The sequence below is a fragment of the Enterococcus durans genome (assembly GCF_002277935.1).
Lineage (GTDB): Bacteria > Bacillota > Bacilli > Lactobacillales > Enterococcaceae > Enterococcus_B > Enterococcus_B durans.
Genome location: NZ_CP022930.1, coordinates 1,692,409 through 1,719,138, shown reverse-complemented (window position 1 = coordinate 1,719,138; position 26,730 = coordinate 1,692,409). Strand labels below are relative to the sequence as shown.

Sequence of the window (26,730 nt, the reverse complement as noted above, 5' to 3'; positions counted from 1 at the left end):
TTTTCACCTTACTCTACGATTTTTTTTGTGATCTCCAATAGTCTGCGAACATCCTCAGGTCTTGTGTTTCCAGTAGTCGGATCAATGATGGAACTATAGATATGAGGAATGATTTTTTTTACCCCCGCATCAACTGCGATTTGAACGATTTCTTCAAAATTCTCTAAATCGATGCCACCAGTTGGTTCTAAAGCAAAATCATAAAGCGCACAGGCTTGGGCTACTGCTTCATATTCTTTCTGATGTTCTAATCCCTTCATAGGGAAATATTTGATCGATGTTCCTCCCATGTCTTGCAAGAGGCGAATCGCCGTTTCGATCGTTACCACACCCGCTGTTCCTTGTGAACTTAATGGTCCTGTGGCAATATTGACATATCCTTCTTTTCCTGTCGGAGAAACTAGTCCATTGACTACTGTCTCCGACTGTCCTAAGACAGCTCGTGTAGCCCCCACACCTGTAAACACTTGATTGACATGTTGCGGTTGCAAGACTTTAGCTAATCGAGTGACCATCTGACTTTGATTCGGGTCTCCTGCCCCCAAACCAATTGATAAAGCATTATTGGTAGCTTCTTGATACTGCTTCATTTCTTTGATTGCCGCTTCATCATTCGGATAATTTTTTGAAAGCACCCCTAACAGAATGTGTCCTTCTGCTGCTTCGTAGCATTCTTTTGCATTTTGGAGCGAATTTGCCAAGACATTCAAGCAAATCTGATCCTTTAAATAATTGGGTGTTCGTATCATTTATGCTCTCTCCTTCACTATTTCCTTCAGCCGTTGAATGATTTTTTTCATCTCTTTTTGATCGACCGAACGGATATCAAATTCAATGATGCCATTATTTGCTTGATATTCTCGGGTATAGATTGCTGGATTTTGTTCTTTTAACTCACTGATAACTGTTTTTGCAGATTTCCCTGTGACCTTCACACTTGCACGATAGATTTCTCTTCCAGCTGGGTCTTGCACGATTTTTGCGTCAAGATGTTCGATCTTGTTCAATTCTTCTATAAATGGTTGCAATCGTTTTTTCATTGATTCCCCTGATTCACTCCCATTTTGCAAATAATCCTCGACTGCTTGAGTAAAACCAAGGATGTTTTCTTTCCCGATTTTCATCGAACGACCAATCCCTTTTGATTGCATACGTACCCACGACACATAAGGATTTTTTCCAATGACCATACCAGCGCTAGGTCCTTCGATTGCTTTTGCGCCTGAATAAATAACTAGATCTGCGCCTAATTGTGTATATTTCAATAAATCTTCTTCCGCTGCGGCATCAACGATCAAAGGCAAATCGTTCTTCTTTGCCACCTCGACTGCTTCCGAAATAGTCAGCATACTCTTTTGTACGGTGTGATGGCTCTTGATATACAAGATTGCCGCTGTTTGTTCTGTGATCATCATTTCGAGGTGTTCAGGTGTACACATATTTGCATAGCCTGCTTCAACGACTTTCCCACCACCTTGTTGCACCATCAACTCCACAGAAGTACCATAATCAACATTGTGTCCTTTTGGCAAGATGATTTCTTTTTTCTTGATGGTATCTGAATAAGGGTGATATACATGATTCAAACTACCTTGCCCAATGACTGCGGCAATGGATTGCGCAATGCCAGCTGAGGCAGAAGAGACGATTTGGACATCGTCTACGCCTAAGAGTTGAGCTAAGTAACCTCCCGTTTTTTCACTAAGGTCAGCCATTTCAAAAAAATGTGTACCACCAAAACGTTGGGCCTCAAGAACAGCTTCTGAAACTTTCGACACACCCAGCACTGTCATTCTTCCTGAAGCGTTGATGACTTCTTTTAGATTGAATTTTTCATTACTCACACTCATATTTCTTTCCTCCAATAATCGTGTACACTGGTCTGATTTGTTCCGTTATCGTTCGTTGATTGCCGTTTGAATCAGTCACTGTTTTCTTTTGGTCTTGCCATTCGAATATTGTAAAATCAGCATCGAAACCTTCTTCGATCTTCCCTTTTTTTCTTAACTGAAAATTTTCAGCAGGGGCAACCGTCACTTTTTCGATTATTTCAGGCCATGTATACCCAATCAAGTGCAGCTTTTCCATTGTCGTTGCTAAATCATAAACAGGACCATTTTTACGATTTTTGATATAGATGTCAGTACTGATCGAATCTGCCTTGACTCCTTGTTCATACGCTTTTTCAGCTACCTCAAAATTAAAACTATCTGTTCCATGACCAATATCAAAAATGACTCCCTTTTCTATTGCTTTTTTAACAAAAGGCTTGATTTCTTTCGTCTGTTGATCCATGATCCCATTTGCTTTTCCGTTAAAGCAATGCGTCAAGACATCTCCGCGGTCCAGTCCATCTAAAATTTCAGATAAATGTGGTGGAGCAGAACCAATATGGACCATCAAGGGCAAATTTTGATTTTCTTGTTGGATTTTTTTTGCCATATGAAGTGGGATGATCCCATTTTCTCCCACAACTGTTTTACTCATTCGTGCTTTGATACCTACAATAAAATCAGGCAGTTCTGTTAATTTTTCTTTCACTAAGTCACTTTGGATCTTTGTCAGATCCGCTAGTTCATCTTGTTTGATGATTCCCCATTTTGAAATATTCAATAGTGCGTAGACATTGGTTTTTGCTTGTTGGGCATGTTCATAAAATCGACTGGTATTTTCAGCACCAGTAGTTCCTGCATCAATGACTGTTGTCACACCCTTCATTATCCCAATTTGGTCAGGATAATCATAGTAAAGTGTCATTTCTTCATAACAATGCACATGATCATCAATCCAACCAGCAGATAAATACTGATCAGGAGCTAAGACTTCTTCTCTTCTTCCTTTTTCACGAATGGTCGGAGTAATTTTTTTGATTTTCCCATCTTCAATTCCAATATCCATTATTTTTCCTGTTACTGTATGAGCTTTTCTGATTACTAAATCAAACATCATCGCGCCTGCTTTTCTATAAATTTAAATTTTGACCACGGATAAATAAAATCAAGTAAGATTTTTTCTTCCGGAATGATCGAACCGACTTTGTTTTTTCTTGAATCACTATGCGGTTCTAAAACAATTTGCAATTCATTCTTATATTTGCCAAAGCTGTCGTTTCCGATAACAACGTCTCCTCGTTGAAATTCAAAGGTTGTATCATGGGCAGGATTGCTTTGTCCACTATACTTTTTGCGCACTTCTGTCGAACGAATCACTTGTTCCGTAATATCTCCTCGTCTAACATGCTGTTCATTCAACATGATTGCTCGCTCAACTTCATTTAATCCAGATACAAATTCGACCGTAAACGTTGTTTGGTAACGATCCAGATTTCCTAAAGCTTGTAGTTCTTCTTCTGAAGCATAGGCATTCCCAATGATCACATCATCGATCAAATTGGTAGCAAACAGATGCTTAGCCGCCGTTTCTACCGCTACATGTCGGTGCATTTCCAATGTCGGCAACCCATCATTGATATCCCATGGTCCGATCGTTCCCACCTGTGACGAAATAAAGGCCGCTGTTCGAATTCCATGCTTCTTAAATCGTTCACTACAAGATTGAAAAAAAGCATAGGGTAATCCCGTTCCTTCTTGGGGATAGAAGTTATGACATCCATATAAAAATGGCTGGTTTGCTTGATGACTTAAAATATTTTCCAGATAGGCCACATCATTACTCATATTCAACTCAATTGCTAATTGATAGGGGTTATACGTAAGCAATGCTTCTTTTTTGCCATCGAAACCTAAATCTAAACGGATTCCGTCTGCACCTGTTTCATGGAAAAAGCCAAGATCGTCGTAAGAAATATCCAGCTGTTCAAAAATATTCGGTGCGACATCTAAAATCGTTTCAAATCCCAAACTTTTAGCAAAAGTAATCAGCTGACGAAATTTTTCTTTTATGATTTCAGGGTCCTCTGTTACCTCTAACATGCTCATGAAAATACGCGTAAACCCATATTTTTGTGCTAATTTTAAATATTCTTTGTCCTCATCCAAATCACTATGGTCTGGATAAAGGGACACGCCTAATGAACGCTTCATTTTTCTCCCCCTCTTCTTTACTTACTATGCTTGCTCCTGCGTGATGCCGTCCATCATTTTAGCTGCTTCTTCCTTAGCTAGTTCTTCTGCTTCACGAGCCAACTGTTGTTTTTCAAACACTTTGAAAAATGGATAATAAATTGCCAGAGTGATCAAGAAATTCACGACAACAAGAACTCCTGCTGCCACACTCCAATTGGTACTCATCCAAGCGGCAATCGGTGCAGGCATCGCAAAAGGTAATCGTGCCACCATCATCGGTACGACTCCACTTACCGTCAATATATAAGACAAGGTGGTTGTCACTAATGGAGCAACAATAAAAGGAATACCTAAGACAGGATTCATGACGATCGGTGCACCAAAAATCATTGGCTCATTGATATTGAAAAGACCAGGTAAAATAGATAATCGTCCTAAACTTTTCAGGTATTTTGATTTAGAAAACATAAATAGTACAACTAAAGCTAGCGTTGTCCCAGCTCCTCCGATCCAGACGAACCATTGCAAGAACTGCTCTGTAAAAATATTGGGCATGTTCTGAGCATTTGTTCCAGCATTGAATGCATCGATATTTTCGGCAATCGAGATATCCCAAAATGGTCGAATGACTGGTCCCATGATTGCAGGACCGTGAATCCCAAGAACCCAAAAGAAACAAATCAGAAAGACAGTCAACAAGCCGCCAAACAAGCTATTACCAGCTAGTACACCTTTTAGAGGCATCAATAATTGGCTTAGGAACCCGTTTAAATCAAATCCCAGCATATGACGCACTACCCAGAAAAAAATCAAGATAACTGCACCTGGAATCAATGCTACAAAAGAATTCGTGACTTCTGGTGGTACACCATCAGGCATTTTGATCGTAATCTTTTTCTCAATAAAAAAACGATAGATTTCAACAGAAACAATTGCTGTAACGATAGCGCCAAATAATGAACCAGAACCTAAATTCGCAATATTGATATAACGGCCAGCCGTAACCCCTTCCAAATCTTCGACTACCCGAAGCGGTGGCGCTGCTACAATCAGAAAGGACATCAAAGCTAAAATACCTGCAGTCAAAGAATCCAGTTTATAACTTTTGGCTAATGATGATGCAATGCCAAATGTAGCATACAATGCAAGGATTCCTACTGTATAACGAAAAGGAATATCCAATATTTCACGATACGGTTCAATGACTGCTGCTACTGATTCGATGGGGATATTCAGTAAAATGGTGAAAAACGAACCGACGATCGTTAGCGGCATGGTGGCAATGATCCCTTTTCTAATTGCTGTCATGTGTCGCTGAGTACTGATACGATTGGCAACCGGCATGATTCTTCGCTCGATGATCCCTACAAATTTATCCATTTACGCTCTCTCCTTATATAACATTATAATGTTTACGCATTGATAGTAGCATAACTACCTTCAAATGTAAACGTTTTTCATAATGTTTAAAAAAAGAAGTTGACACTAAACTATAGACTACCTTTCCCACCACCTACAAAATGGACCACCCAGCTAGTCCTTCACTTGGGTGTTTATCCAGATTATTTTCTTATAGTGAAATAAATATCCCTGCCTAACAAGTGAACTTTCCTGAGAGATAAGAAATACTACTCAGATCTGTCCACTTATTAAGCAAAGTATTTATTGCCAGACATTATGTTTCATAGTCAATATGATAAGGATGTAAATCTGTATGGTAGATTGCTTCTGAATATTCAAGGATTTCTCCTTGTTGATTGGATGATCGACGAATTCTCTTTATGCCAATTTGTGCAGATGTCTTTAAGATTTCTTGCTCTTCCTCGCTGAGAAAAACAGCAGAAAAATCATCTGAAAATACATCGATGTATTCTCCTTTTTGCGTCAGCAATCGATAAAGGGATTCTTCATCAAATTCCTTGCGTTTCACTCTGATCATCTCACTCGGCAAATAATGGATAAAGTAAATATAAGGCTCATCATTCAAATAATATAAGCGCTTAAATCGAGTAGCATGCGAACCAAAATAACCATACAACGGATCATCTTTTTTTAAAGCAATTTTTTTTAACTCTAGTGTTTCTTTTCGAACTTCATATTGTGAATTTTTGAGAATTTGCGTAAAACTTGCTGCTTTTGATAATCGATTATACGGGCGATTACTTAGGACCGTAGTTCCTCTACCACTCTTCTTTTCAACATACTCATCTGCCGCTAGTAATTCAATTGCCTTACGAACAGTTATTTTGCTCACTTGAAACAATTCCTCTAGCTCATTTTCAGTAGGCAGCATCGTGCCAACTGGATATTTCCCTGAAAAAATATCCTCTTTGATCTTATCTGCAACTTCTAAATATAATACACGGGTTCTTTTCATAGCGTCACCTTTCGTTTTACTGTTACTAAAAGAATAGCATAGATAAAATAAAAAAAGAATATAAAAGATAAGAGAGGTTATGAAAAGCATGGTTTGACCTGAGCAATAGTAAAGAAAACTGGGAAATAGCTTCCCATATTTTACAGTTTTTTGAACTATTGCCGAGGGTCAATGCTTTGAATACCGTTTATCAAGGTTATGAAAAGAGCGTTTTGATCCGAGCAGTAAGGATAAAAATTTCGAAACAGCTCTTTTGTTTTGAAATTTTTTGACTTAGTGCCGAGGATCAGCTCTTTGAATACCGTTTATCAAGGTTATGAAAAGCATGGTTTGACCTGAGCAATAGTAAAGGATGAAAAATAAAAAAAGAGTGTGGAACAAAACTAAAAAACAGTTTTGCCACAGACTCTCGAATAAACGGCGGCCAAAAGTCAGGTTTTTCGGAAATTTCGAGAAAAACGATCAATACAAAAAGCGTATTACTCGTTTTTCTCTCCAATTTCTCAAACCTAAACGACTTTTGTCTCGACCTCTTTTGACTCACATCATTTGCTTATCTACTTTTTTGAATAAAGCGAACTTGCTCTAAACAAAGAGTAGTTTTTGAAACTTCCATTTTACGTATCAGAACGAATCGAGGCTGGGACAAAAGTGTTTCTTACTTTTGTCTCACGCTTCCTTCTACAACTTTTCCCCATTTGAGGCGATAACTTCTTTGTACCAATCAAATGACTTTTTCTTTGAACGGTCCAAAGTTCCCTTGCCTTCATCGTCTAAATCCACATAGATAAAGCCATAGCGTTTACTCATTTCACCCGTTGAAGCACTGACCAGATCAATACAGCCCCAAGGCGTATATCCCATCAGTTCAACACCATCTGCTACTGCTTCACCCATTGCTTCGATATGGCGACGTAGATAGTCGATTCGATAATCATCATGGATACTTCCATCTTCTTCGACTTTGTCGATCGCACCTAGTCCATTTTCCACGATGAACAATGGCTTCTCATAACGATTGTACAATTCGTTTAAAGCAATTCGCAACCCTTCCGGATCAATCTGCCAGCCCCACTCACTAGCTTCTAAAAATGGATTTTTCACACCACCGAGTAGATTACCTGCTGATGTTGCCGCTGTTGGATCGGTTTCATTGATTGCTGTCGACATATAGTAGCTAAATCCGATATAGTCCACTGGATAAGCTTTTAATAAGTCAAAATCTTCTTTTGTCTGTTCTAATTTTTGACTATCTACACCATATTTTTCATAGGTGCGCTTTGTGTAGGCTGGATACTCGCCTCTGACTTGTACATCTGTACAAAAGAAATTGAATTCTTGATTTTGGATCAATGTTGCGACCTGATTGATTGGATTGGCGTCAATGCTATACGTAGTTGCGTAAATGATCATACAACCTACTTGGATATCTTTACGTAATTCATGGGCGATTTTTACTGCTTTACTACTTGCTACAAATTGATTGTGCCATGCTTGGAAGATATTTTGATACTCACCCGCACCATTGCTTTTTACCAATCCTTGGCTCAATGCCGGAAAATGGAACGCTGAATTGATTTCATTGAAGGTCATCCAATATTTCACCTTGCTACTGAAACGTTCAAGAACTGTTCTGGCAAATCGTTCATAAAAGTCGATCAATTGGCGGTTCTTCCAACCCCCATATGCTTTAGCTAGATTTAGAGGCATTTCATAATGGGAAATCGTGATTACTGGTTCGATCCCATAGCTCAAACATTCATCAATCACTTGCTCATAAAAAGTAAGACCAGCTTCATTCGGTACTGATTCATCCCCTTGAGGAAAGATTCGTGTCCAAGCAATCGAGAAACGGTAACATTTAAAACCCATTTCAGCGAATAACGCGATATCTTTTTTAAAACGATCATAATGATCGATACCTTGATGATTCGGATAGTTATAGTTTTCTGGATCGATCGTCCAGTCAAATGTTTCGCTACCGATAATCTCAAAGCGTTTTTTCCCGCCAGGCATTGCATCTGCCACAGATAATCCCTTGCCATCACGATCATAGGCGCCTTCTAGTTGATTGGCTGCTGTTGCGCCGCCCCATAAAAAATCTTTTGAAAAACCTGTTGTCATCCTTACTTCCTCCTTATTTTACAATCGCTAGAAAATCTTCACTAGCAATGATTTCTTCTTGATCAAACTCTAAAACATCGGCAAAATGATCTGTATTCGTTACAACGATTGGTGTAATCACACTATAGCCCGCCTTTTTGATCGTATCGATGTCGAAACGGACAAGTAAATCGCCTGTATGAACAGTATCTCCTTGTTTCACAAATACTTCAAAGCCTTTGCCTTCAAGTTCGACTGTGTCCATTCCGATATGCATCAATAACTCGATACCATCTGTGGTAGTGATTCCTACTGCATGACCTGTTGGAAAAATCGTCGTGATCACTCCATCTGCCGGAGCAAGCAAGTCACCATTTTCTGGTTCGATCGCAATCCCTTTACCCATCGCTCCAGAAGAAAAGACTTTATCGGGTACTTCACTTAGAGGTAAGACTTTGCCGCTCAATGGGCTTTTTAGATTATGACGAGCTGTTCCAATGGAGTCCCCAGCTGTCGTTTGCTTGTTTCCTTCTAGATTCTCATCTTGTGCAGATTCATCAAAACCAATAATCAATGTACCTACAAATGCTAAGATAAATGATACTGCTGTTGCAATCACTGCCATCATCACACTAGACTCAACTGCTTCATTTGTACTAATAAATGTTGGGATCGTCAATAAACTAACTAAACCGCTAGAAAAAGCTTTGACGCCTGCAAATCCGATCATTGCTCCCCCGATTCCTCCTGAAAGACACGCAACGATGAATGGTTTTTTCAGTGGTAGTGTTACTCCATAGACCGTGGGTTCAGTAATTCCGAACAGAGAAGTGATCATAGAAGAGATCCCTAATGAACGAAGTTTTGCATCCTTTGTGCGTACAGCTACAGCTAAAGCTGCTCCACCTTGTGCTAAAATAGCTGGTAAAAGCATTGGCATCAATACATCAAAGCCATATTGTTCGATATTCAAGAACATGATCGGCACAAATCCCCAGTGCATACCAAACATCACGAATACTTGCCATAACGCTCCCATGATAAAGCCTGCGACTAATGGACTAAAGCCATAGATGGAATTGAAAAGACTACCTAGGCCATTACCGATAACCGTCCCGATTGGTCCTAAAACAAGGAATGTGAGTGGAACCATTACTAACAACACGATCATCGGAACAAAGATCATCTGTAAAAATTGTGGAATCACCTTTTTCACTAGTGGTTCAAATTTACTTTGGACCCATACAGCCAAAATGATCGGGATCACAGAAGATGTATAGCCAGATGGTGAGAGAATGACTGGTAAGCTAAAGAAGTCAACAGCGCCACCGGCTCCTGCAAGTTCAGTGATGGCTGGATAAACCAGAGCCATCGCGATCGCCACAGATAGAAATTGATTGGCCTTGAATTTTTTTGCTGCGGTAAATGCTAACATTACTGGTAAAAAGGTAAAAACACCGTCTGCTGCTGCATATAGGATTTGATAAGCACCTGTATCAACGGTCAGCCAACCTAATACGATTGCTAAAGATAGGAATCCTTTCAAAATACCAGCTGCAGCCATTGCTCCTAAAAAGGGAGTAAAGATACTCGAAATGATATCAATGAAACGATTTAATGGATTCTTTGATTTTTCTTCTGTATCCGCATGATCCGCTAGGCCTTGCTCATCTACAATGGACTGGTACACATCCGCTACATTGCTGCCGATCACCACTTGATACTGACCACCACTTTGAACAACTTGGATCACATCAGGATCATTTTTTAGTTCTTGTGTCTTCGCAAGAGATTCGTCTTTCAATTTAAAACGCAATCGAGTCGCACAGTGCACTAAACTGTTCACATTGTTTTTACCACCGACTGCCTCCCAAACTCTTTTACCAACTGCTTGATTATCCATTTCATTTCCTTCTTTCCATTTATTTTTTATAAAATAAAAAACCTAGATTGAAAAAACGGTCACGCGAAATCTCGTGTCCTTATTTTTTCAATCTAGGTTTTGCCTGCTTTACCAGTAACAATCCTTAAGATTGGGTACTTTGTTTTTCAGTTACTACACGTTGGATATGGATCGTAAGATAAATTTGTTCTGCTACACCCATTGGTTCTTTTTGCGTCTGGACAAGGTACTCATTGATCCGTTCTGAACAGCGAAATGCTTTTGGATACTTGCCTTGGACCAAGGCATAAAGAAATTCATCTTGTTCGCCTGAGCTTTCTCCTTTTAGATATCGCTGCGCAAAAAATTGAAGGTGTGTGATGAGTCGTTGGTAATTCAACGAATCTTCATCGAATACGATCCCAAAAAATTTACTGATGATACTTACTACATCTCGAACCATCGTTGTAGCTGTCATCGTCACTTGCATATCTCCATTACTTTGCTGACTATTGACAAAATGAAACGCAATGAAACCAGCTTCATCTATCGGTAGTGAAATGCCCATTTTTTGCTCAATCAGTTGAAGAACAGCTATTGCTGTTTGGTATTCTTTAGGATAGAATTTTTTAGTTTCAAATAATAATGGATTAGGTAACTCGATCTTTTCTTTTGCACGACTGATTGCATAATGGATATGATCCGTCAACGTCAGATAAATATTAGGAGAAAACGAAACTTGCAATTTTTCTTCGGCAAAATCAACAATGGACTTCACTAGTTCGACTTCCTCCAGCGGCACATCCGCCATCAATTGTTGGAACTGGTGGGTAGCAAAAGAATCCTTTAAAATGAATTCTTTTTGAACGTCATTCTTTGAGATATGGTCGCCTGGCTTTTTTTGAAAAGCGATGCCTTTTCCCATACAAATGATCTCTTCACCCAATTCATTTTTAGAAACGACGACATTATTATTCAATACTTTTTCAATGACCATTCTGCTTCGCCCTCTCGAAAAAAATAAAAAAACCTAGAATCCGCCTAACAACGAGCTGAATTCTGGTTTTGCCTGCCGCACAGTAACAATCCATTTCTTATCTGAAATAAGCATAACATCCTTTTTTCAACTTTGCAACCCCTTTCATCACGTTTTTTATTTTTTCTTTCAATAGAAAAAAACACTCTTACTATATTCAAGCAAGAGTGTCTGCCATTTTCATAAAGAACTACTTGGATCAAAAGGTTCGCGTTGGCATATCGAAGGCTTTTTTCATTTCCTGTGTGGCTTCTTTCATCGGAGTGATTTTTTCCAATTCACCTTGAACAACTAAGCGCGTCACTGCGTTCATGTCTCCACAAGTAATCAAGGTAACAAGTTCTTTTCCTTCTTGAACGTTCAGCAATTGTGTGTCTGTTGGGGCAACTTTTTGCTTGAACGTTGCTTTGTACGTATACACATTGTCCAAATCGACTAAATAGATTTTATCGCCTAATGTTAAATTCTCTAAGGGAGTAAAAAGTAATTCTGGATTGTTTGCACGATGGCTAGCTAAAGCATAATTGCCCTTACCCATCTGCTGATCAGGTGACAAGGTACCAGCACCATAAAGCAGATTGGCATTATCCAATCCTTTGAAGATAGGGATATTGATTGAGACAGATGGTACGGCGATACTTCCAATAACTGGTAGCTCTGTATGGTTCAACTGAGCCTTCAACACACTTTCTGTACTCATGGATTCGACAGCATCAAAATCAAAACTTGCGTCTTTTTCCTTATTTTTATTGATATCTTCTTTCGTCACGTTTGCAATCGCATATTGATCTCCTGTGTTTTTAACAAAAAAATCTTTGATTTGTTCATTAAAAATCAGCGCCAATCCAATCAGTAACAATAAGAATAGAAGAATATTGATCAGCCATTTCTTTACTTTTCCTTCTTTTTTCACTACCACGCCTCCTTTTCTGCCCTACAGTTCCGTATATTTTGTTCGTTGACCTTTACTTTTTTCTAACGGATATTTCAAACAATTTTTCTTCAACTTTTCTTCGATGATCTCATCAAGATCAAGATTTAAATTATCTGCCAGCATATAAGAATAGATCAAAACATCTGCTAGTTCTTCTTTGATCCGTTCCAGATTGTTCGCTGTTACTTCTTCTGGCTGTTTCCATTGAAACAGTTCAAGCAATTCAGAGGCCTCCAAAGAAATAGAAATAGCCAAGTCTTTTTCATTATGGAATTGTCGCCAATCCCGCTCATCTCTGAATTGATTTACTTTATCCATACTGTTCATCTATCATTCACCTTTTTCTAATACGATCACTGTTTATCATATCATGTTTATGAAGAAAAAAAGAGCAAATTTATTTTTAACATTTTCATTAAATTGAAATTTTTAGTTTCATTGACTAAAAGAATCGTTAATAATTCAAATAACCACCATGTGTATGTAACAAGGTCACTTCATTTCCCGCTTCTTGTTGCCGTTCAATCCGTTCTTCTCCCCAAACAGACATTGCAACTAAGATTTCCCGTAATGATTTTCCTTCTTCTGTTAATGAATATTCTACTTTAGGAGGTACTTGATTGTAGACTTTTCGATCAACGATACGATCTTCCTCCAACTCTCGTAATTGTTGTGTCAACATTTTCTGAGTGATCGTTGGTATTTGTCTTTTCAATTCACCTGTTCGTATTGGACCATTCCCTAAATGGCATAGAATAATGGGTTTCCATTTTCCACCGATTACTTCTAATGTTGCTTCAACGCCGATATGATAGATTTTTTCCATGTTTTTTCTCCTTTTAAAAGATACGCATCAAATAGTAGCACCCTATTGCTTATTTGAAAAGTAAAAATATCCAAAAATATAAAATACGTGCATTTTATAAACAAAAATTAGAAAACACTCATTAAACTATCCGTTAGAAATGCCTCTATCAACAATTATTACTAAAAAGTAACTATCGCACAAAAAAGTAGGTACTTCTTTTTGAGGGAAATACAGACTATCAAAAAAAACTAGAAAAGGTGACAAAAATCATTTTAGATTTATAGATTTTAAAGAGTTACTTTGGATTGAACAGAAAACAAATGATGAAAATTTTTTCTTGATTATGAAAAAAGTAGACACTACAGAAACTGTTTTTTAGTAGCCATTTCGTTTATACTATTACTTATATAATGAAAAAATTGAAACTTAAAGTGTATCATCACGACGGACTAAACTTGGAAACCTTTGAAAAAATCATTATTGTACATAAGGATTAGTATTTATAAAATTCGGAACACTTTTATTCATTTATCTGTAGGATGTTCCTGTTGATTTAAAGCCAATTCGTAAAGTATCTATTTCTCAAAGTTTAACTTTTTTGAGTGTGGTGAAATAAATTCTACAGTTTATTTTAACCTTTTTCAGATTTTATGACCTGAAATTTATACAATTCAAGAAAAGAGGGCTGAAAAATTTCATTAGCAGAGCGATTAAAATATTACAGAAATAAATCCGGACTCTCACAAGCTACTGTAGCAAAAGAGTTAAAGGTATCCAGACAAGCCATTTCGAAATGGGAAAACGGCAGAGGTTATCCTGATATAGATAATTTGATTTTATTGAGTAACACGTATAAAGTATCTATCGACCAATTATTAAAAGAAATTGAAGAAGTCCAAGAAGAAATTACTAATAACAAAGTTGAATATACTCAGAAAAGACAATTTTTAATAATGAACAAAAAAAAGACTGAAGTTGAATCAAATGATGAAGGTCTTATATTATTGACTATTGCAACCAACACTGTTTTGTTGTTCCCATTAGGTCTTCTCATTATTCCGTTTATTCTCATTCGCAACAAAAAAACGAATAGTTTATATAAGCTTGTATATTTTGTAAGTATTTTTTCTTTCTTGATTAATATTTTTTGTTTGGTAGATTTTATTTCTTAAAATCCCGGTACATTTTGGAAGATGTAATAATCGAAATAGTAAAGTAATGTAAACTATCGATAATTGAAAACATAAGTAAAGAATAAATGATGTCAATCAAACATAATAAAATTAAGATTGTTTCAAAAAAAATCTTACATTCAAATATAGTTTCCTAAAAAGGAGGTGTAAAAATGGAATATTTAGATAAAAAAAAATTAGGAGTTTTTTTTATCAGTACGTCTTTTGTCATAGGGCTATTTTTAATTTTCAATACATCTATATTTACTCCGACTAACGAATTGTATATAACTGCTCCTACATTGTATAGAAATATAACTATATTATTACTTTTAAATTGGTTATTTATTTTGGGAATAGTATTGATAAAGAAGGAGTGAATAAAATGGCTCTATAATTTATGGGGGCACTACAGAATCAAAATTAATTCTTCAATTCGATTTTTTATTAATGACTTTAGTCAGTTTCACACTCTTTGCGTTCAGAACAAAAAAATCTGAAACAAAATCGTATTCATTTTGTCTCAGATTTCATTTTATAAACTCATCAGTCCTTATTAATAAAGAGCAAATGAAATCTACCACTCCTTTATTAATATCGAATCAATGCGTATTCTCCATAAGTTGGGACTTTTCTGGTATAAGAATTAACGGAATAAATCCTTCCTGTAGCCAAATCATACTGTTCCCTAGTGCCTCTCTCAACTGAATATCTAACTCTATAGCCTACATAAACTCTCTGATTAGCACCAACATTCAATGTATACCCTATGGAACTTGTTCGTGAAGCCGAAGCTGCAACTTGGATCCCATAAACATTTCCAGTTGTTGTAGCTCCAAACGTTGTTGATCTATTCGTAGTGATTGATCCACCTTTGCTGCCAGTTTTTAAGTTATCAGAAACTCTTCTATAGCCAGACCATTCGTAGAAAGTCGTTACGTTCTTTTTTCTGTATCTTATTGTGTTAATCATTCTACTGGCATTTTCATTATTAAATTCGGATTCTCCATGACTAGTTGAATTTTGTCTTTCATCAAAAAAAATTTCAGTTTCATTTACTATATCGGGATTTATTTCATTTAAAGAAGAACTATCATGCATCAAATCATTTTTCAGAAGCTAAAACTGTTTTAGAATTAGCTATTCCTAACCCAACCAGACTTATCATACCAATCTTAAGTAGTACAGAACTTTTACCCATTGTTTTTCTCCTCCTTAATTTTTCTACAAATCAAAAAATGATTTTTGACATACAACCATACATTTGATAAAAAAAGAAACGAATAAACTCATAATTTAAAGATAAATGAATAACTGTACAAAGCAAAGAAACAATCCGTTTACATAGGAGAAACGAACTATTTACATCCAATAAAAACTATTTTATGGTTCAAGGGAAGTTCCTTCATTTTAAAGCGATACATTTTGAAATAAGGGCTCATTGTCAAATAATGTTGGTGATGAGAAATCTTAGAATAATTTGGACAGAACAGAAAGAAGAAAGCCTCTTTTTGTTCTGTTTATTTGGTTAAAATGTCCAAAAATATAAAATACGTGCATTTTATAAACAAAAATTAGAAAACACTCATTAAACTATCCATTAGAAATGCCTCTATCAACAATTATTACTAAAAAGTAACTATCGCACAAAAAGGTAGGTACTTCTTTTTGAGGGAAATACAGACTATATTATGTATTCGTCAGGAAAAAACAAGGAGGATATCAAATGAATAAAAGAATTTCACCCATACTTACATTACTAGCATTAGTTATCAATGCTTTTGCTATCGGCTCAACAGAATTTATCAGCGTAGGCTTGATGCCACTGATCGTTAACAGTTTCCACGTCACTTTGGCACAAGCTGGCTTGACAGTTTCCCTTTATGCAATAGGTGTGACCATCGGAGCACCATTATTGACCGTTTTAACAGGAAAATGGAATCGAAAATATCTGATGATCGTCATCATGCTTCTATTTATTATAGGAAACCTAGTAGCAGCTTTTGCACTATCGTTTTCTATGCTCTTAGCCGGAAGAATCATCTCCGCTTTAGCCCACGGCCTGTTTATGTCTGTTTCTAGTGTCATCGCGGCAGATGTCGTTGAACCAAATAAACGAGCAAGCGCCATCGCTATCATGTTTACTGGTCTTACCGTTGCCACTGTAACTGGTGTACCTCTAGGAACATTTATTGGTCAACAAACAAATTGGCACTTCACGTTTATCTTTATTGCGATCATAGGGGCCCTAGGCTTGATTGCAAACCTCTTTTTGATTCCAAAGCACCTACCGATACCTGGGGTTGTAGATCTAAGAGGAATCATCCGTATTTTTAAAAATAAGTTTCTGTTAGGCTCATTCATCGTCACTGCTCTTGGTTATGGTGGCACATTTGCTGCTTACACGTATTTAACACCGATCTTAGAAGATAAAATTGGGTACTCTGCCCATGCTGTAGTTCTTTTACTAGTAGTTTACGGCATCATGGTTGCTATAGGAAATACAATAGGTGGGCATTTTTCAAATAAACAGCCACTGAAATCACTTAGCTTGATGTTCGGACTCCTTTCTCTGTCTCTTGTCTTTTTATTTGTAGCGATCTTGAGTAATCAACTGATTTTGGCAACTCTTGCTACCTTGGTCTTGGGATTGTTTTCATTTATGAATGTTCCTGGATTACAGCTCTATGTCGTTCAACTAGCCGAAGAATACACCCCTAAAGATATTACTTTAGCCTCAGCATTCAATATCTCAGCATTTAATATTGGCATTGCGTTCGGTTCATTCGTTGGTGCACAAGTAACAAAATCGATTGGGGTCACTTATACACCAATTTTTGGTGCCATCATTGTCCTGTTAGCAGTATTCCTAGTTCTTCAATTGTTACACATTACAAGAAAAACTTCTTCATTAAAAGAAAAAACAGCAGAATAGCTAGATATCAAAGAGGTCGAGACAAAAGTGTTTCTTACTTTTGTCTCATTCTCTTTTTTTGAAATTTCCGAAAAACAGACTTTTGGACGCCGTTTATTTGAGAGAGGCTAGGACAGAAGTGTTTAACTCCGAGAAATAAGAAGAAATGAACGAAAATTGCTTTTCGAATTTTTGTGAATTTCGGCTTATTTCCGAAGGAGTTGCTTCTGCTCCCGCCGTTTACTCGAGAGTTTGTAGTAAACCTTATTTTTAGATTCGTCCCACATTCTTCAGTTTTGAAACAATATTTTCTCTATACAAAAAAGACTAAAAGAGATATTTTTCGCTATTTTAGTCATATCATTGTGTGAACTAAAAGGCATTTGAAAGATTGCTTCGGCGGAATTAAGCCGGATAATTCAAAAATATGGAAAGCTATTTTCAAATTATCTTTACTAATCGAGCTGGACATCCTTCCCCTTAGTAAACGGCATTTGAAAGATTGCTTCGGCGGAATTAAGCCGAATAATTCAAAAATATGGAAAGCTATTTTCAAATTATTCGGCTTAATTCTTGAAGCAGAGCATCTTTCAAATGCCTCTATTCTTGCAAACTGATTTTCAATTCTTTTACTCCCGTGATCGTCATCAAAACGAGTAAGCTGACTAAATAAATACTGCTTAAGAAGATGATAACGGCTGTTAAATTATAGTGATCCATCAAAAATCCGATCACAATGGAAGAAAATCCACCGACTGCGCGTCCTAAGTTCATAATGAAATTATTGGCGGTGGCTCGGATCTCAGTTGGGTATAGGCTGCTGATGATTGCTCCATAGCCGCCGTACATTCCATTGATAAAGTAACCAACAACGACAGCAGCGGCTACTAAACTCCACTGGCTATGTGCCATCACTAGTAAGAATACTGATAGAGAGGAACAGAGCAAAAATATAGTGAATGCAGTTCTTGGCCCTAATTTATCCATGATGATCCCAAAGGTCAGCATACCTAAGGACATTCCGACGATCGTACTGACCATCCATAGTGAAGAGCCAGATACTGATAATCCTAATTGTGCTTGCATGATCGATGGTAACCAGTTCATCAAGCCAAAATAACCAGCGATTTGGACTGTTACCATGATGCTTAGGCCGATTGTTTGCCATGCAAGGTGCTTTGTTTCAAAGAGATGACTCAGTTTCGTCGTTTTTCCAGTAGCTCTTGTTTTTTGAAAATCCTCTGGTTCTTTTAAGCCTCGGCGAATGACCAAGACCATCAATACAGGTAGCACCCCGATAACGTATAACATTTTCCAACCCAACCAAGGAATAACAACAGCAGCTAAAATCGCAGCCAAGGCAGCTCCTACTTGTGCACCGATCCCAGCGATCGAAGAAGCTCTTCCGATTTGTTTCTTTGAGAAACTTTCAGAGATCAAAGACATACACGCCCCATATTCTCCTCCTGCCCCGATTCCTGCAATAAATCGAAAAAGATAAACAAGATAAATGTTTGAAGCAAAGAACATCAATAACGAGGCGATTGAAAAAAGTAGCACCGTTTGAGAAAACACCTTTACTCGTCCATATTTATCTGCCATAAGACCAAAAAAAATACCTCCAACGAGCATCCCCAAATTAGTGATCGTAGCAATCATTCCTGCTTGCGTTCCACTAATATGAAAAGTTGCTATCATTGAAGATAAAGAAAAAGCTAAAAACATGATATCCATATTCTCTAATGCGATTCCTGCTGATGTTGACAATAAGACTTTTCGTTGATACTTCGACATTCCTTTTTACCCCTTTTCCTTGACCCTAAATTGATAAAATCATATATAAAATCCAAGGAAAATGCAAGCACTTTTAGTTTTTTATTATAAAATAACAAAAAACGTTATTTATAAGAGATGCAATTGTTTTTTTATCACTTTTTATTCGAAGTATTATTCGATCAATCAATACTTTTATCTAAGATGGATCGTAGCACTCTTTCCCGTAACTCGACTGCATTGATGTTATTCTTTTGCTCATATCCCTGTACAAGTAAATCACAAATATACAGTTGTGAGATTTTTCCTGCTAAAGATCCACCATTCAAAAATTCTTCAATGGCTGTTTGTAAGACAAGGTCGGCTGTTTGCCCAATGGGGGAATGAATATAATTGGTGATCGCTAAGATTTTTGCGCCATTTTTTTTAGCGATTTCTACTGAATCGAACGTATCCTTCGTTTTTCCAGATAACGAGAATGCCACGATTACATCCCCTTCTTTTAGCAAAGAAGCAACTTGTGCTTGAAAATGCGGATCTAAAACAGCCTTTGCTTGGACACCCACACGTAAAAACATACTTTCTAGGTCAAGACTCGTATTTCCACTAGACCCTACCCCAAATATATAGAGATGATTCGCTTCGCTAATTAGTTGAATCGCCTCATCTAATTTTTCTTCATTTAGTAAACGAGCCGTAGAATGAAGAGCTTCAGTTAAATTATTCGCAATTTCATCGTAATATTTCCCACTAGATGGCTGTTCTTTTTTTTGACTAAAATCTTCTTTCGCAATTTCGATTTTCAAATCTGAAAAACCAGAAAATCCTAATTTTTGGCAAAACCGGATGATCGTTGCATCTCCAACTTTGGTTTTTTCTTTGATATCGCTCATCGTACTGTAGATGATTGTTTTTCCAGAAGTAAGAATTAAATCAGCAACTTTTTTTTCGGATTTAGTCAATAATGGATAATGCTCTTTGATCAGATAAATATAATTCATACAAACTCCTTTATAGCAAGTTATTTTCTCCATTATACTCCAAAAGAATAAAAAAAACTCCAAAATTATCCAATTTCTACTTTACAGTTATGAAAGCGGGTGCTATATTTAATTCGGAGTTATTATCCAAAAATAATTCAAAAACGGAGTGTTTAGGAGAATGGAGAAACAATCATTTTTAGAAGCAATTTCAGGTGGTCTGATCGTGTCTTGTCAGGCATTACCTGGTGAACCATTTTATACAGAGGAAGGAGGTCTTATGCCCTATTTTGCTCTAGCTGCACAAAGAGCTGGTGCGGTGGGCATCCGTGCAAATTCTGTTCGTGACATTTTGGAAATCAAAGAAAAAGTTTCCTTGCCTATGATTGGCATCATCAAAAGGGACTATCCCCCAGAAGCGCCATTCATTACAGCAACTATGCGTGAAGTAGATGAACTCGTTGCTACTGGTGTAGAAGTGATTGCGTTGGATTGTACGCTTCGCAAGCGCCATGACGGGTTATCCATCAATGCGTTTATTGCTCAGATCAAAGAAAAGTATCCTCATCAGCTGTTCATGGCAGATATCTCTACTTTTGAGGAAGGAAAAAATGCTTGGGAAGCTGGAGTTGATTTTGTCGGAACAACGTTAAGCGGCTACACGGAAGAAAGTAAAAAACAAGATGGTCCAGATATCGAATTGATCGAACAACTAGTCGAAGCAGGAATTTGTGTCATCGCAGAAGGAAAAATCCACACGCCAGAACAAGCCAGACAGATCAAAGAACTAGGTGTGGCTGGAATCGTCGTTGGTGGTGCGATTACCCGACCACAAGAAATTGCTGAACGTTTTATTCATGCATTAAATTAGGAGGAGAAAAATGTTTAAGAAATTTTCACAATTAGGCCGTGCATTCATGTTGCCGATTGCTATCTTACCTGTTGCCGGATTACTTTTGGGTCTCGGAGGCGCACTAACAAATGAAAGCGCCATAAACGCCTACCCGATTTTAGCCCAACCATGGCTCCACACGATTTTAAGTATCATGAGCTACGCCGGAAATGCTGTTTTTGCCAATTTAGCATTGATTTTTGCTATTGGTGTTGCTGTCGGCCTTTCAAATGGTGATAAAGGAACTGCTGGTTTAGCTGGCGGTGTCGCTTATTTAGTCTATACTGCGACGATCAGTGGGTTTCTTGAATTATTTTCTGCCAAAGGAGCAACTCTTGATACTGGAGTTGTTGGTTCTATTGCTATTGGCGGAACCGTTGCATTCTTACACAATCGTTATCGAAAAATCGAATTACCGCAATTCTTAGGGTTCTTTGGTGGATCACGTTTTATCCCAATTATTTCTAGTTTAGCTGCAATTATTATTGGTTCCTTCTTTTACTTGATTTGGCCACCCATTCAGAATGGTTTAGTAGTTGCCGGAGAACACATTGCGCAAATGGGTAGTCTAGGAACATTTTTATATGGCTTCTTACTTCGTCTTACTGGCGCTGTTGGTCTGCATCACACGATCTACCCACTCTTCTGGTATACCTCTTTGGGCGGTACAGAGAGCGTAGCCGGTGTCTCAGTATCCGGCGCACAAAATATTTTCTTTGCCCAATTAGCTGACCCAAATCATACTGGATTATTTACTTATGGTACTCGTTTCTTTGCTGGCAGATTTGCAACGATGATGTTTGGTCTCCCTGCAGCTTGCTACGCAATGTATCGTGCTATTCCTAAACAAAATCGTAAGAAAAATGGCGGACTTTATTTCAGTGGTGCATTAACCTCATTTTTAACTGGGATCACTGAGCCTGTAGAGTATATGTTTTTATTTGTTGCTCCATGGTTATATGTTATCCATGCCTTTTTAGACGGATTATCTTTTTATTTTGCAGACATCTTAAATATTCGAGTAGGTAATTCTTTTTCAGGCGGCCTGATCGATTTCTTATTATTTGGTGTACTTCAAGGAAATGATAAAACCAACTGGATCAAATTGATTCCTTTTGGACTTGCTTGGGCAGTCATTTACTTTGTCGTTTTCACTTTCTTCATCAAGAAATTCAAAGTTGCTATCCCTGGTATGACCGAAGAAACAGATACCCTTTCTGAACAACCATTGAACAAAAATACATCACTACACGAAGAAGCTTTAACAATCATTAAAGCTCTTGGTAGTGAAGCAAACATCGAAACGGTCGAAGCTTGTGCCACTCGTTTGCGCGTTGCTGTCCTGGATGGTCAAATCGTCGATAAACAAACGATTCAACAATTAGGCGCTACTGCTGTTTTCGAGGTAAAAGGTGGCATTCAAGCTGTCTTTGGTGGAAAAGCTGATTTACTCAGTCAAGAAATCAATCAAATTTTGGAAAAGGATAATTAGGAGGACTTGTTATGTTCAAAATGTTCAAAAAGAAAAAACAAGAAACGATTACCGCTCCCTGCTCAGGAAAAGTGATTCCAATTTCTGCTGTGAAGGACCCGGTTTTTTCACAAAAATTGCTAGGAGACGGCTTTGCTGTCATTCCAGAGGATCAGACAATCTATGCACCACTAGCTGGTCGAGTAACAACGATTTTCCCAACAAAGCATGCCATCAGTATAAAAAGTGACTCAGGAATCGATTATTTGATCCATATCGGTCTTGATACGGTAGAGATGAAAGGCGCACCTTTCACGATCCTTGTAAACGAAAACGAGCAAATCACCATTGACACCCCTTTGGTTGAAGTGGATTTTGATCAGATCATACAAGCCAAAAAAGATCCTGCCGTGATTGTTGTTTTCACAGAAGCAGAACAGATCAGCGAGTTGGTCTTACAAACTGGCGCACTTCTTCATGGAGAACCGTGTGGTACGATCGAGCGAATGAAATAAAGATGTCATCTCCAAGAAAGACCGGTATACTCTGAATCTTTCATAGCTCTTTCCCTCAAAAGCCAAAATCAAAAGAAGGCTGATGTTGTTTTAGTATTTACCTTCAAAAATAAAACCAAATGAACAGAGGTCGAGACAAAAGTCGTTTAAGTTTGAGAAATTGGAGAAAAAAAGTGTGGGACAAAAGTAAGAAACACTTTTGTCCCATTCTTTAAAAACGAATAAACGGTGGGAGCAGAAGCAACTCCTTCTTAAATAAGCCGAAATTCACAAAAATTTGAAAAGCAATTTCCGTTAATTTCTTCTTATTTCTCGGAGTTAAACACTTCTATTCCAGCCTCTTTTTTCAAATTTCCGAAAAACCTGACTTTTGGACGCCGTTTATTCGAGAGTCTTTAGAAAACCTGATTTTTAGTTTTGTCCCACACTCGTTTATTTGGTCATTTTTTAACAATAAACTGTTAAATGTGCTGGTAAGATACTGATTTTAACAGGCAGTTTAGCCCCTTCGTCTCCATCGATATTTGTGGCTAATTCCGCGTTGTCTGACAAAGAAACTTCGACTTTTTCACATGCTTGATATGCTAGGTTATCTGTTGATTCGTCCACACCTTTTAATAAATCTGGTAAAGTTTTCAGTGTATCAAGGAGAGAAGAATCTTTTAAATAAATCAGATGGAGCTTGCCATCATCAACTTTTGCATCGGGAATCAATGTTTCAAAACCGCCAATAGAGTTGGTCAAGCCAACCAATAACGTACTACTTTCGATTTTTTCTTCCTGACCGTCCACAGTTAAATGGAAAGAATAGGATTGTGTCCCAGCTAATTGCTTGATCCCAGAAATAAAATAAGCAAGTTTACCTAACTTTGTCTTCTTTTCAGGATCGACATCATTGATTGCCTCAGGAATCGTCCCGATTGCTACCACGTTCATAAAATAATCTTCGTTGATTTTTCCAATGTCTAAAGACTTAAAAGAATCGATTGAAAGATTCTCAATTGCCTCTTCTGGTTCTAATGGGATCTCTAAAGCGCGAGCTAAATCATTCACTGTTCCTAAAGGGATAAAACCAAAATTTGGTCGATGTTCTTGTTCAGCGATACCGCTGATTCCTTCATTGACGGTACCATCTCCTCCCATGACAAAAACACTATGATATCCTTCAACCGTAGCTTCACGTGCAAAGTTTTTCGCATCACCTGCTTTTTTTGTGTGCAAAACAACCACTTCATCAAACATCGTTTTTAATTTTTCATGGGCAAGTTGTTCATATTCTTTTGCTTGCTCTCCTCCGGAACTTGGGTTCACCACTAACAACGCTTTTTGCATAGTATTCTTTCCTTTCTATGGCTTTTTTTCAACTATAGCATAGAAAAACTCGAAACATCTACTTATAGACATTTCGAGTTTCGAGTAATAGTTATCTTATTTTTCTAACAAAAGCATACCCAATGATTCCTACAAGGATCGTTCCACAAAAAGCAATAAAGGAAGATTTTCGTTCATTTGTTTTAGGTAATGATCCCTTCTCAGAATCATCTGAACTTTCTATGCCGATCTGGATTGTATCTTTCGTGTTCCTCTTGCTCGATCCTGTGGTATTTGAGTCTGTGATACTTGAGCTTGTTGTACTTGGTTCTGTGGTACTGGAGTCTGTAGTGCTAGAGTCTGTGGTGCTTGGTTCTGTGGTGCTTGGTTCTGTAGTGCTTGGTTCTGTGGTGCTTGGTTCTGTGGTGCTTGGTTCTGTGGTGCTTGGTTCTGTGGTGCTTGGTTCTGTGGTGCTTGGTTCTGTGGTGCTTGGTTCTGTGGTGCTTGGTTCTGTGGTGCTTGGTTCTGTGGTGCTTGGTTCTGTGGTGCTTGGTTCTGTGGTGCTTGGTTCTGTGGTGCTTGGTTCTGTGGTGCTTGGTTCTGGGTCTTTTTTCGTATTGGTAATCACAAAGGAATTTTCATTACTCGTTACTGTACTGTCAAAGTCAGTTGGGACATTGGTTTCTTGTATACTGTAACTAAAATCTTCACCGTTATTATTATACTTTGGCAAAACTACTTTCTGACCATTTATAGGAACTTCTTTGATCACAGCATGATAACCTTCTTCTTTACTTAAGGTTAGCTCATCAGAAATTTGCCAACTTGATGACTGGGAAACAGTATCTCTGCCCAACAGAAACGTAATTGATCCAGGTATATCCGCAACTTCTACATTTAACCACTTCTTTGTTATATCCAATTCAACTACGGGTGCCTTGATTGAAGGAATCGGAAAATCCAGCAGTTCGCTTTCATTATCAGGCGTCAAAGTTGTTCGTCCATTGCATAAATACCATGTTTCACCTTTAAAATCAGCTGACTCAGTATTTAAACGTACTTGATAAGTTAAAGTTATTCGTTCATTTTCACCTAATGCTATATTTTCAACTGTTATGATTTGGTTTTTTTCAGTAACTGTCACGTTATCTAAAATATCATCCGCCTTTTCCCACTCACCTTGTCTATTTTTGCGCCAGCCGCTTAACTTATACTGACTAGAATCAAAATTACCAGCTCCTTGAAGTAAAATATTTTCTCCCATAGGATCTGTGATTGTTCCATTAGAAATTGTTTTATCGATTCGATTGGCAATCTCCGTTAGCGCAGAGCCTAAACCACTAAGATTCTCATCCGTTGTCAGATAGTTCTCTGGTTTTGAAGTAATATTCCGTCCAATATACTCCCCTCTGGCTGAAGGGGCTGTTGCTACAGAGTAGCAGTTAAAACCAGATTCCTTTACTGATACGATCGTGCCCAATGTGGTATCTGTCACTACACTACTATTGACAGGAATGCCATTTGTATCAGTAGAGCTGTTGCTTGTCGTATAGTACTTCTCAGAATCAGTTTGATAATCTTTGATATAATTCTCCGTATGATACCCGTTATAATCAACGATTTCTCCGTTGTTTTGGTATTGTGCTGCACCTTCTACTGGGAGATAACTTCGGTTGGCGCTATTGTCGCCTATATGAATAAATAGCTTTTCAGCTTCCGGTCTACTCTCTTCTAACAGCATCCGTTGGCCTTCGATCAGACCTTTTTGCATGAAAGTTCCAGAATGTGATACGACCTTATTTTTTAAGAAATCTTCTAAATAATTGATATCCGTTGAAAATCCATTTGTTGAATAAACATCACGATTATAAGCAACGATCCCGATTCGGATCATACCATCAGCTAGTGAATCAGCTAGTTCATTTCCAAATACTTGGAGCCCTTTTAGCGCATTCGTCAATTTTTCGCCATTCATTGAAGACGAGTAATCGATAACAAGCACTAAGTCGATTGGTGTATTTACTTGATTCCCTTTCACTGCCAGAGTTACATCAAATAATCCCTGCTCATCAGCCACTTCTTGTACGCTTTTCTTCATATATGCTATATCGGAATAATTGACATACCCTTCCTCATCAAACTTACCATCTGGCGCATTTCCATAATTATAGTTATACGTATTTCCTTCAGTTTTACCATTTTTCAAGTACTCCCCAGTTGTATCCTTTTGATAATTAAATGAATATGTCTCAGCAAAAACGGGTGTACTGATCAAAATCATGAATAAGCCAATTATTCCTACTAGTACTAAATTGGTACTTCTCATTCTATTAGAAATCATCTTTCTCTCCTTATCTCCCAACTTTTTTATAAACTGATACCTGGAGCCATCAGATATATAAATTTTTACAAAAGTTAGTATAGGCCAATCAACGAAAAGAAAGAGTCAAAAAAATGTATAGTTCAGATACAAAAAAATATTTTTTTTATGATATGATGGCAAAAAGAATCAAACATGGGCGAAATTATGTATAGAT

General features: G+C 37.6%; 23 protein-coding genes and 2 pseudogenes. 7 read left to right on the top strand and 18 right to left on the bottom strand.

All coding sequences use genetic code 11. From position 1 onward, the window contains the following. Positions 1-8: 8 nt before the first annotated feature. From dagF to CJZ72_RS08125, 12 genes are all read right to left on the bottom strand, one after another. On the bottom strand, positions 9-749 hold the full coding sequence (gene dagF, locus CJZ72_RS08180) for a 2-dehydro-3-deoxy-phosphogluconate aldolase (protein WP_005877203.1): 741 nt from the start codon (positions 747-749) through the stop codon (positions 9-11). Continuing rightward, entirely contained in the window at positions 750-1,850 is a 1,101-nt protein-coding gene (locus CJZ72_RS08175) for a DgaE family pyridoxal phosphate-dependent ammonia lyase (protein WP_081133982.1), read from the bottom strand. Further along, the gene (locus CJZ72_RS08170; protein ID WP_095443753.1) at positions 1,837-2,946 is read right to left on the bottom strand and encodes an amidohydrolase/deacetylase family metallohydrolase; all 1,110 of its coding nucleotides are present in this window, start codon (positions 2,944-2,946) and stop codon (positions 1,837-1,839) included. The genes CJZ72_RS08175 and CJZ72_RS08170 overlap by 14 nt, the downstream gene beginning before the upstream one ends. Then, positions 2,946-4,043 carry a DUF871 domain-containing protein gene (locus CJZ72_RS08165; protein ID WP_081133984.1) on the bottom strand — a complete coding sequence of 366 codons (1,098 nt, stop codon included), beginning with the start codon at positions 4,041-4,043 and terminating at the stop codon, positions 2,946-2,948. The genes CJZ72_RS08170 and CJZ72_RS08165 overlap by 1 nt, the downstream gene beginning before the upstream one ends. 24 nt (positions 4,044-4,067) lie before the next feature. Continuing rightward, positions 4,068-5,405 carry a PTS sugar transporter subunit IIC gene (locus CJZ72_RS08160; RefSeq protein WP_095443752.1) on the bottom strand — a complete coding sequence of 446 codons (1,338 nt, stop codon included), beginning with the start codon at positions 5,403-5,405 and terminating at the stop codon, positions 4,068-4,070. A gap of 295 nt (positions 5,406-5,700) precedes the next feature. After that, positions 5,701-6,402: a GntR family transcriptional regulator gene (locus tag CJZ72_RS08155; protein WP_081133986.1), complete on the bottom strand. Its 702-nt coding sequence runs from the start codon at positions 6,400-6,402 to the stop codon at positions 5,701-5,703. A gap of 681 nt (positions 6,403-7,083) precedes the next feature. Beyond that, entirely contained in the window at positions 7,084-8,526 is a 1,443-nt protein-coding gene (locus CJZ72_RS08150; RefSeq protein ID WP_081133987.1) for a glycoside hydrolase family 1 protein, read from the bottom strand. Between the two features lie 13 nt (positions 8,527-8,539). Continuing rightward, positions 8,540-10,408 carry a beta-glucoside-specific PTS transporter subunit IIABC gene (locus CJZ72_RS08145; protein ID WP_081133988.1) on the bottom strand — a complete coding sequence of 623 codons (1,869 nt, stop codon included), beginning with the start codon at positions 10,406-10,408 and terminating at the stop codon, positions 8,540-8,542. Between the two features lie 124 nt (positions 10,409-10,532). Further along, positions 10,533-11,384: a BglG family transcription antiterminator LicT gene (gene licT, locus CJZ72_RS08140; protein ID WP_081133989.1), complete on the bottom strand. Its 852-nt coding sequence runs from the start codon at positions 11,382-11,384 to the stop codon at positions 10,533-10,535. Positions 11,385-11,622: 238 nt separating this feature from the next. After that, positions 11,623-12,336 (bottom strand): class A sortase, encoded by a 714-nt coding sequence (locus CJZ72_RS08135; protein WP_081133990.1) that lies wholly within the window; start codon positions 12,334-12,336, stop codon positions 11,623-11,625. 21 nt (positions 12,337-12,357) lie between these two features. Then, complete coding sequence (locus CJZ72_RS08130; RefSeq protein WP_005877180.1) at positions 12,358-12,684, bottom strand: nucleotide pyrophosphohydrolase; 327 nt, start codon at positions 12,682-12,684, stop codon at positions 12,358-12,360. 127 nt (positions 12,685-12,811) lie between these two features. Beyond that, the gene (locus CJZ72_RS08125; RefSeq protein ID WP_016177004.1) at positions 12,812-13,183 is read right to left on the bottom strand and encodes a winged helix-turn-helix transcriptional regulator; all 372 of its coding nucleotides are present in this window, start codon (positions 13,181-13,183) and stop codon (positions 12,812-12,814) included. 674 nt (positions 13,184-13,857) lie between these two features. On the opposite strand from CJZ72_RS08125, the gene CJZ72_RS15265 reads away from it, so the two are divergent. Next, positions 13,858-14,337 (top strand): helix-turn-helix domain-containing protein, encoded by a 480-nt coding sequence (locus CJZ72_RS15265; protein WP_081133991.1) that lies wholly within the window; start codon positions 13,858-13,860, stop codon positions 14,335-14,337. Positions 14,338-14,510: 173 nt separating this feature from the next. Beyond that, a complete protein-coding gene (locus tag CJZ72_RS08115) occupies positions 14,511-14,717 on the top strand; it encodes a hypothetical protein (protein WP_081133992.1) in 207 nt (68 codons plus the stop codon). Positions 14,718-14,928: 211 nt separating this feature from the next. On the opposite strand, the gene CJZ72_RS08110 is transcribed toward CJZ72_RS08115, so the two are convergent. After that, a complete protein-coding gene (locus CJZ72_RS08110; RefSeq protein WP_081133993.1) occupies positions 14,929-15,438 on the bottom strand; it encodes a hypothetical protein in 510 nt (169 codons plus the stop codon). Positions 15,439-16,063: 625 nt separating this feature from the next. On the opposite strand from CJZ72_RS08110, the gene CJZ72_RS08105 reads away from it, so the two are divergent. Both CJZ72_RS08105 and CJZ72_RS15085 read left to right on the top strand, forming a co-directional pair. Beyond that, the gene (locus CJZ72_RS08105; protein WP_095443751.1) at positions 16,064-17,272 is read left to right on the top strand and encodes an MFS transporter; all 1,209 of its coding nucleotides are present in this window, start codon (positions 16,064-16,066) and stop codon (positions 17,270-17,272) included. A 101-nt stretch (positions 17,273-17,373) separates the two neighbouring features. Next, positions 17,374-17,499: pseudogene (locus CJZ72_RS15085) on the top strand (DUF3788 family protein); the annotation flags it as partial. A 352-nt stretch (positions 17,500-17,851) separates the two neighbouring features. Here CJZ72_RS15085 and CJZ72_RS08090 read toward each other — a convergent pair. Together CJZ72_RS08090 and CJZ72_RS08085 are read right to left on the bottom strand one after the other, a co-directional pair. After that, positions 17,852-19,045 (bottom strand): MFS transporter, encoded by a 1,194-nt coding sequence (locus CJZ72_RS08090; RefSeq protein WP_053108761.1) that lies wholly within the window; start codon positions 19,043-19,045, stop codon positions 17,852-17,854. A gap of 161 nt (positions 19,046-19,206) precedes the next feature. Next, positions 19,207-20,025, bottom strand: a complete 819-nt coding sequence (locus CJZ72_RS08085; protein WP_016177002.1) for a MurR/RpiR family transcriptional regulator — start codon at positions 20,023-20,025, stop codon at positions 19,207-19,209. Between the two features lie 160 nt (positions 20,026-20,185). On the opposite strand from CJZ72_RS08085, the gene CJZ72_RS08080 reads away from it, so the two are divergent. The 3 genes from CJZ72_RS08080 to CJZ72_RS08070 are packed head-to-tail and all read left to right on the top strand — an operon-like array spanning position 20,186 to position 22,882. Further along, a complete protein-coding gene (locus CJZ72_RS08080) occupies positions 20,186-20,875 on the top strand; it encodes an N-acetylmannosamine-6-phosphate 2-epimerase (protein ID WP_081133997.1) in 690 nt (229 codons plus the stop codon). 10 nt (positions 20,876-20,885) lie between these two features. Beyond that, on the top strand, positions 20,886-22,388 hold the full coding sequence (locus CJZ72_RS08075; RefSeq protein WP_081133998.1) for a PTS transporter subunit EIIC: 1,503 nt from the start codon (positions 20,886-20,888) through the stop codon (positions 22,386-22,388). Between the two features lie 11 nt (positions 22,389-22,399). Next, the gene (locus CJZ72_RS08070) at positions 22,400-22,882 is read left to right on the top strand and encodes a PTS sugar transporter subunit IIA (RefSeq protein ID WP_005877164.1); all 483 of its coding nucleotides are present in this window, start codon (positions 22,400-22,402) and stop codon (positions 22,880-22,882) included. Between the two features lie 211 nt (positions 22,883-23,093). Here the strand turns inward: CJZ72_RS08070 and CJZ72_RS15260 are convergent. The 3 genes and pseudogenes from CJZ72_RS15260 to CJZ72_RS08055 form a co-directional block, all read right to left on the bottom strand. Further along, positions 23,094-23,210 (bottom strand): annotated as a pseudogene (locus CJZ72_RS15260) (DUF3788 family protein); the annotation flags it as partial. A 119-nt stretch (positions 23,211-23,329) separates the two neighbouring features. After that, positions 23,330-24,214, bottom strand: a complete 885-nt coding sequence (locus tag CJZ72_RS08060; protein WP_081133999.1) for a diacylglycerol/lipid kinase family protein — start codon at positions 24,212-24,214, stop codon at positions 23,330-23,332. A gap of 91 nt (positions 24,215-24,305) precedes the next feature. Beyond that, complete coding sequence (locus tag CJZ72_RS08055) at positions 24,306-26,534, bottom strand: VWA domain-containing protein (protein WP_095443750.1); 2,229 nt, start codon at positions 26,532-26,534, stop codon at positions 24,306-24,308. Positions 26,535-26,730: the final 196 nt, after the last annotated feature.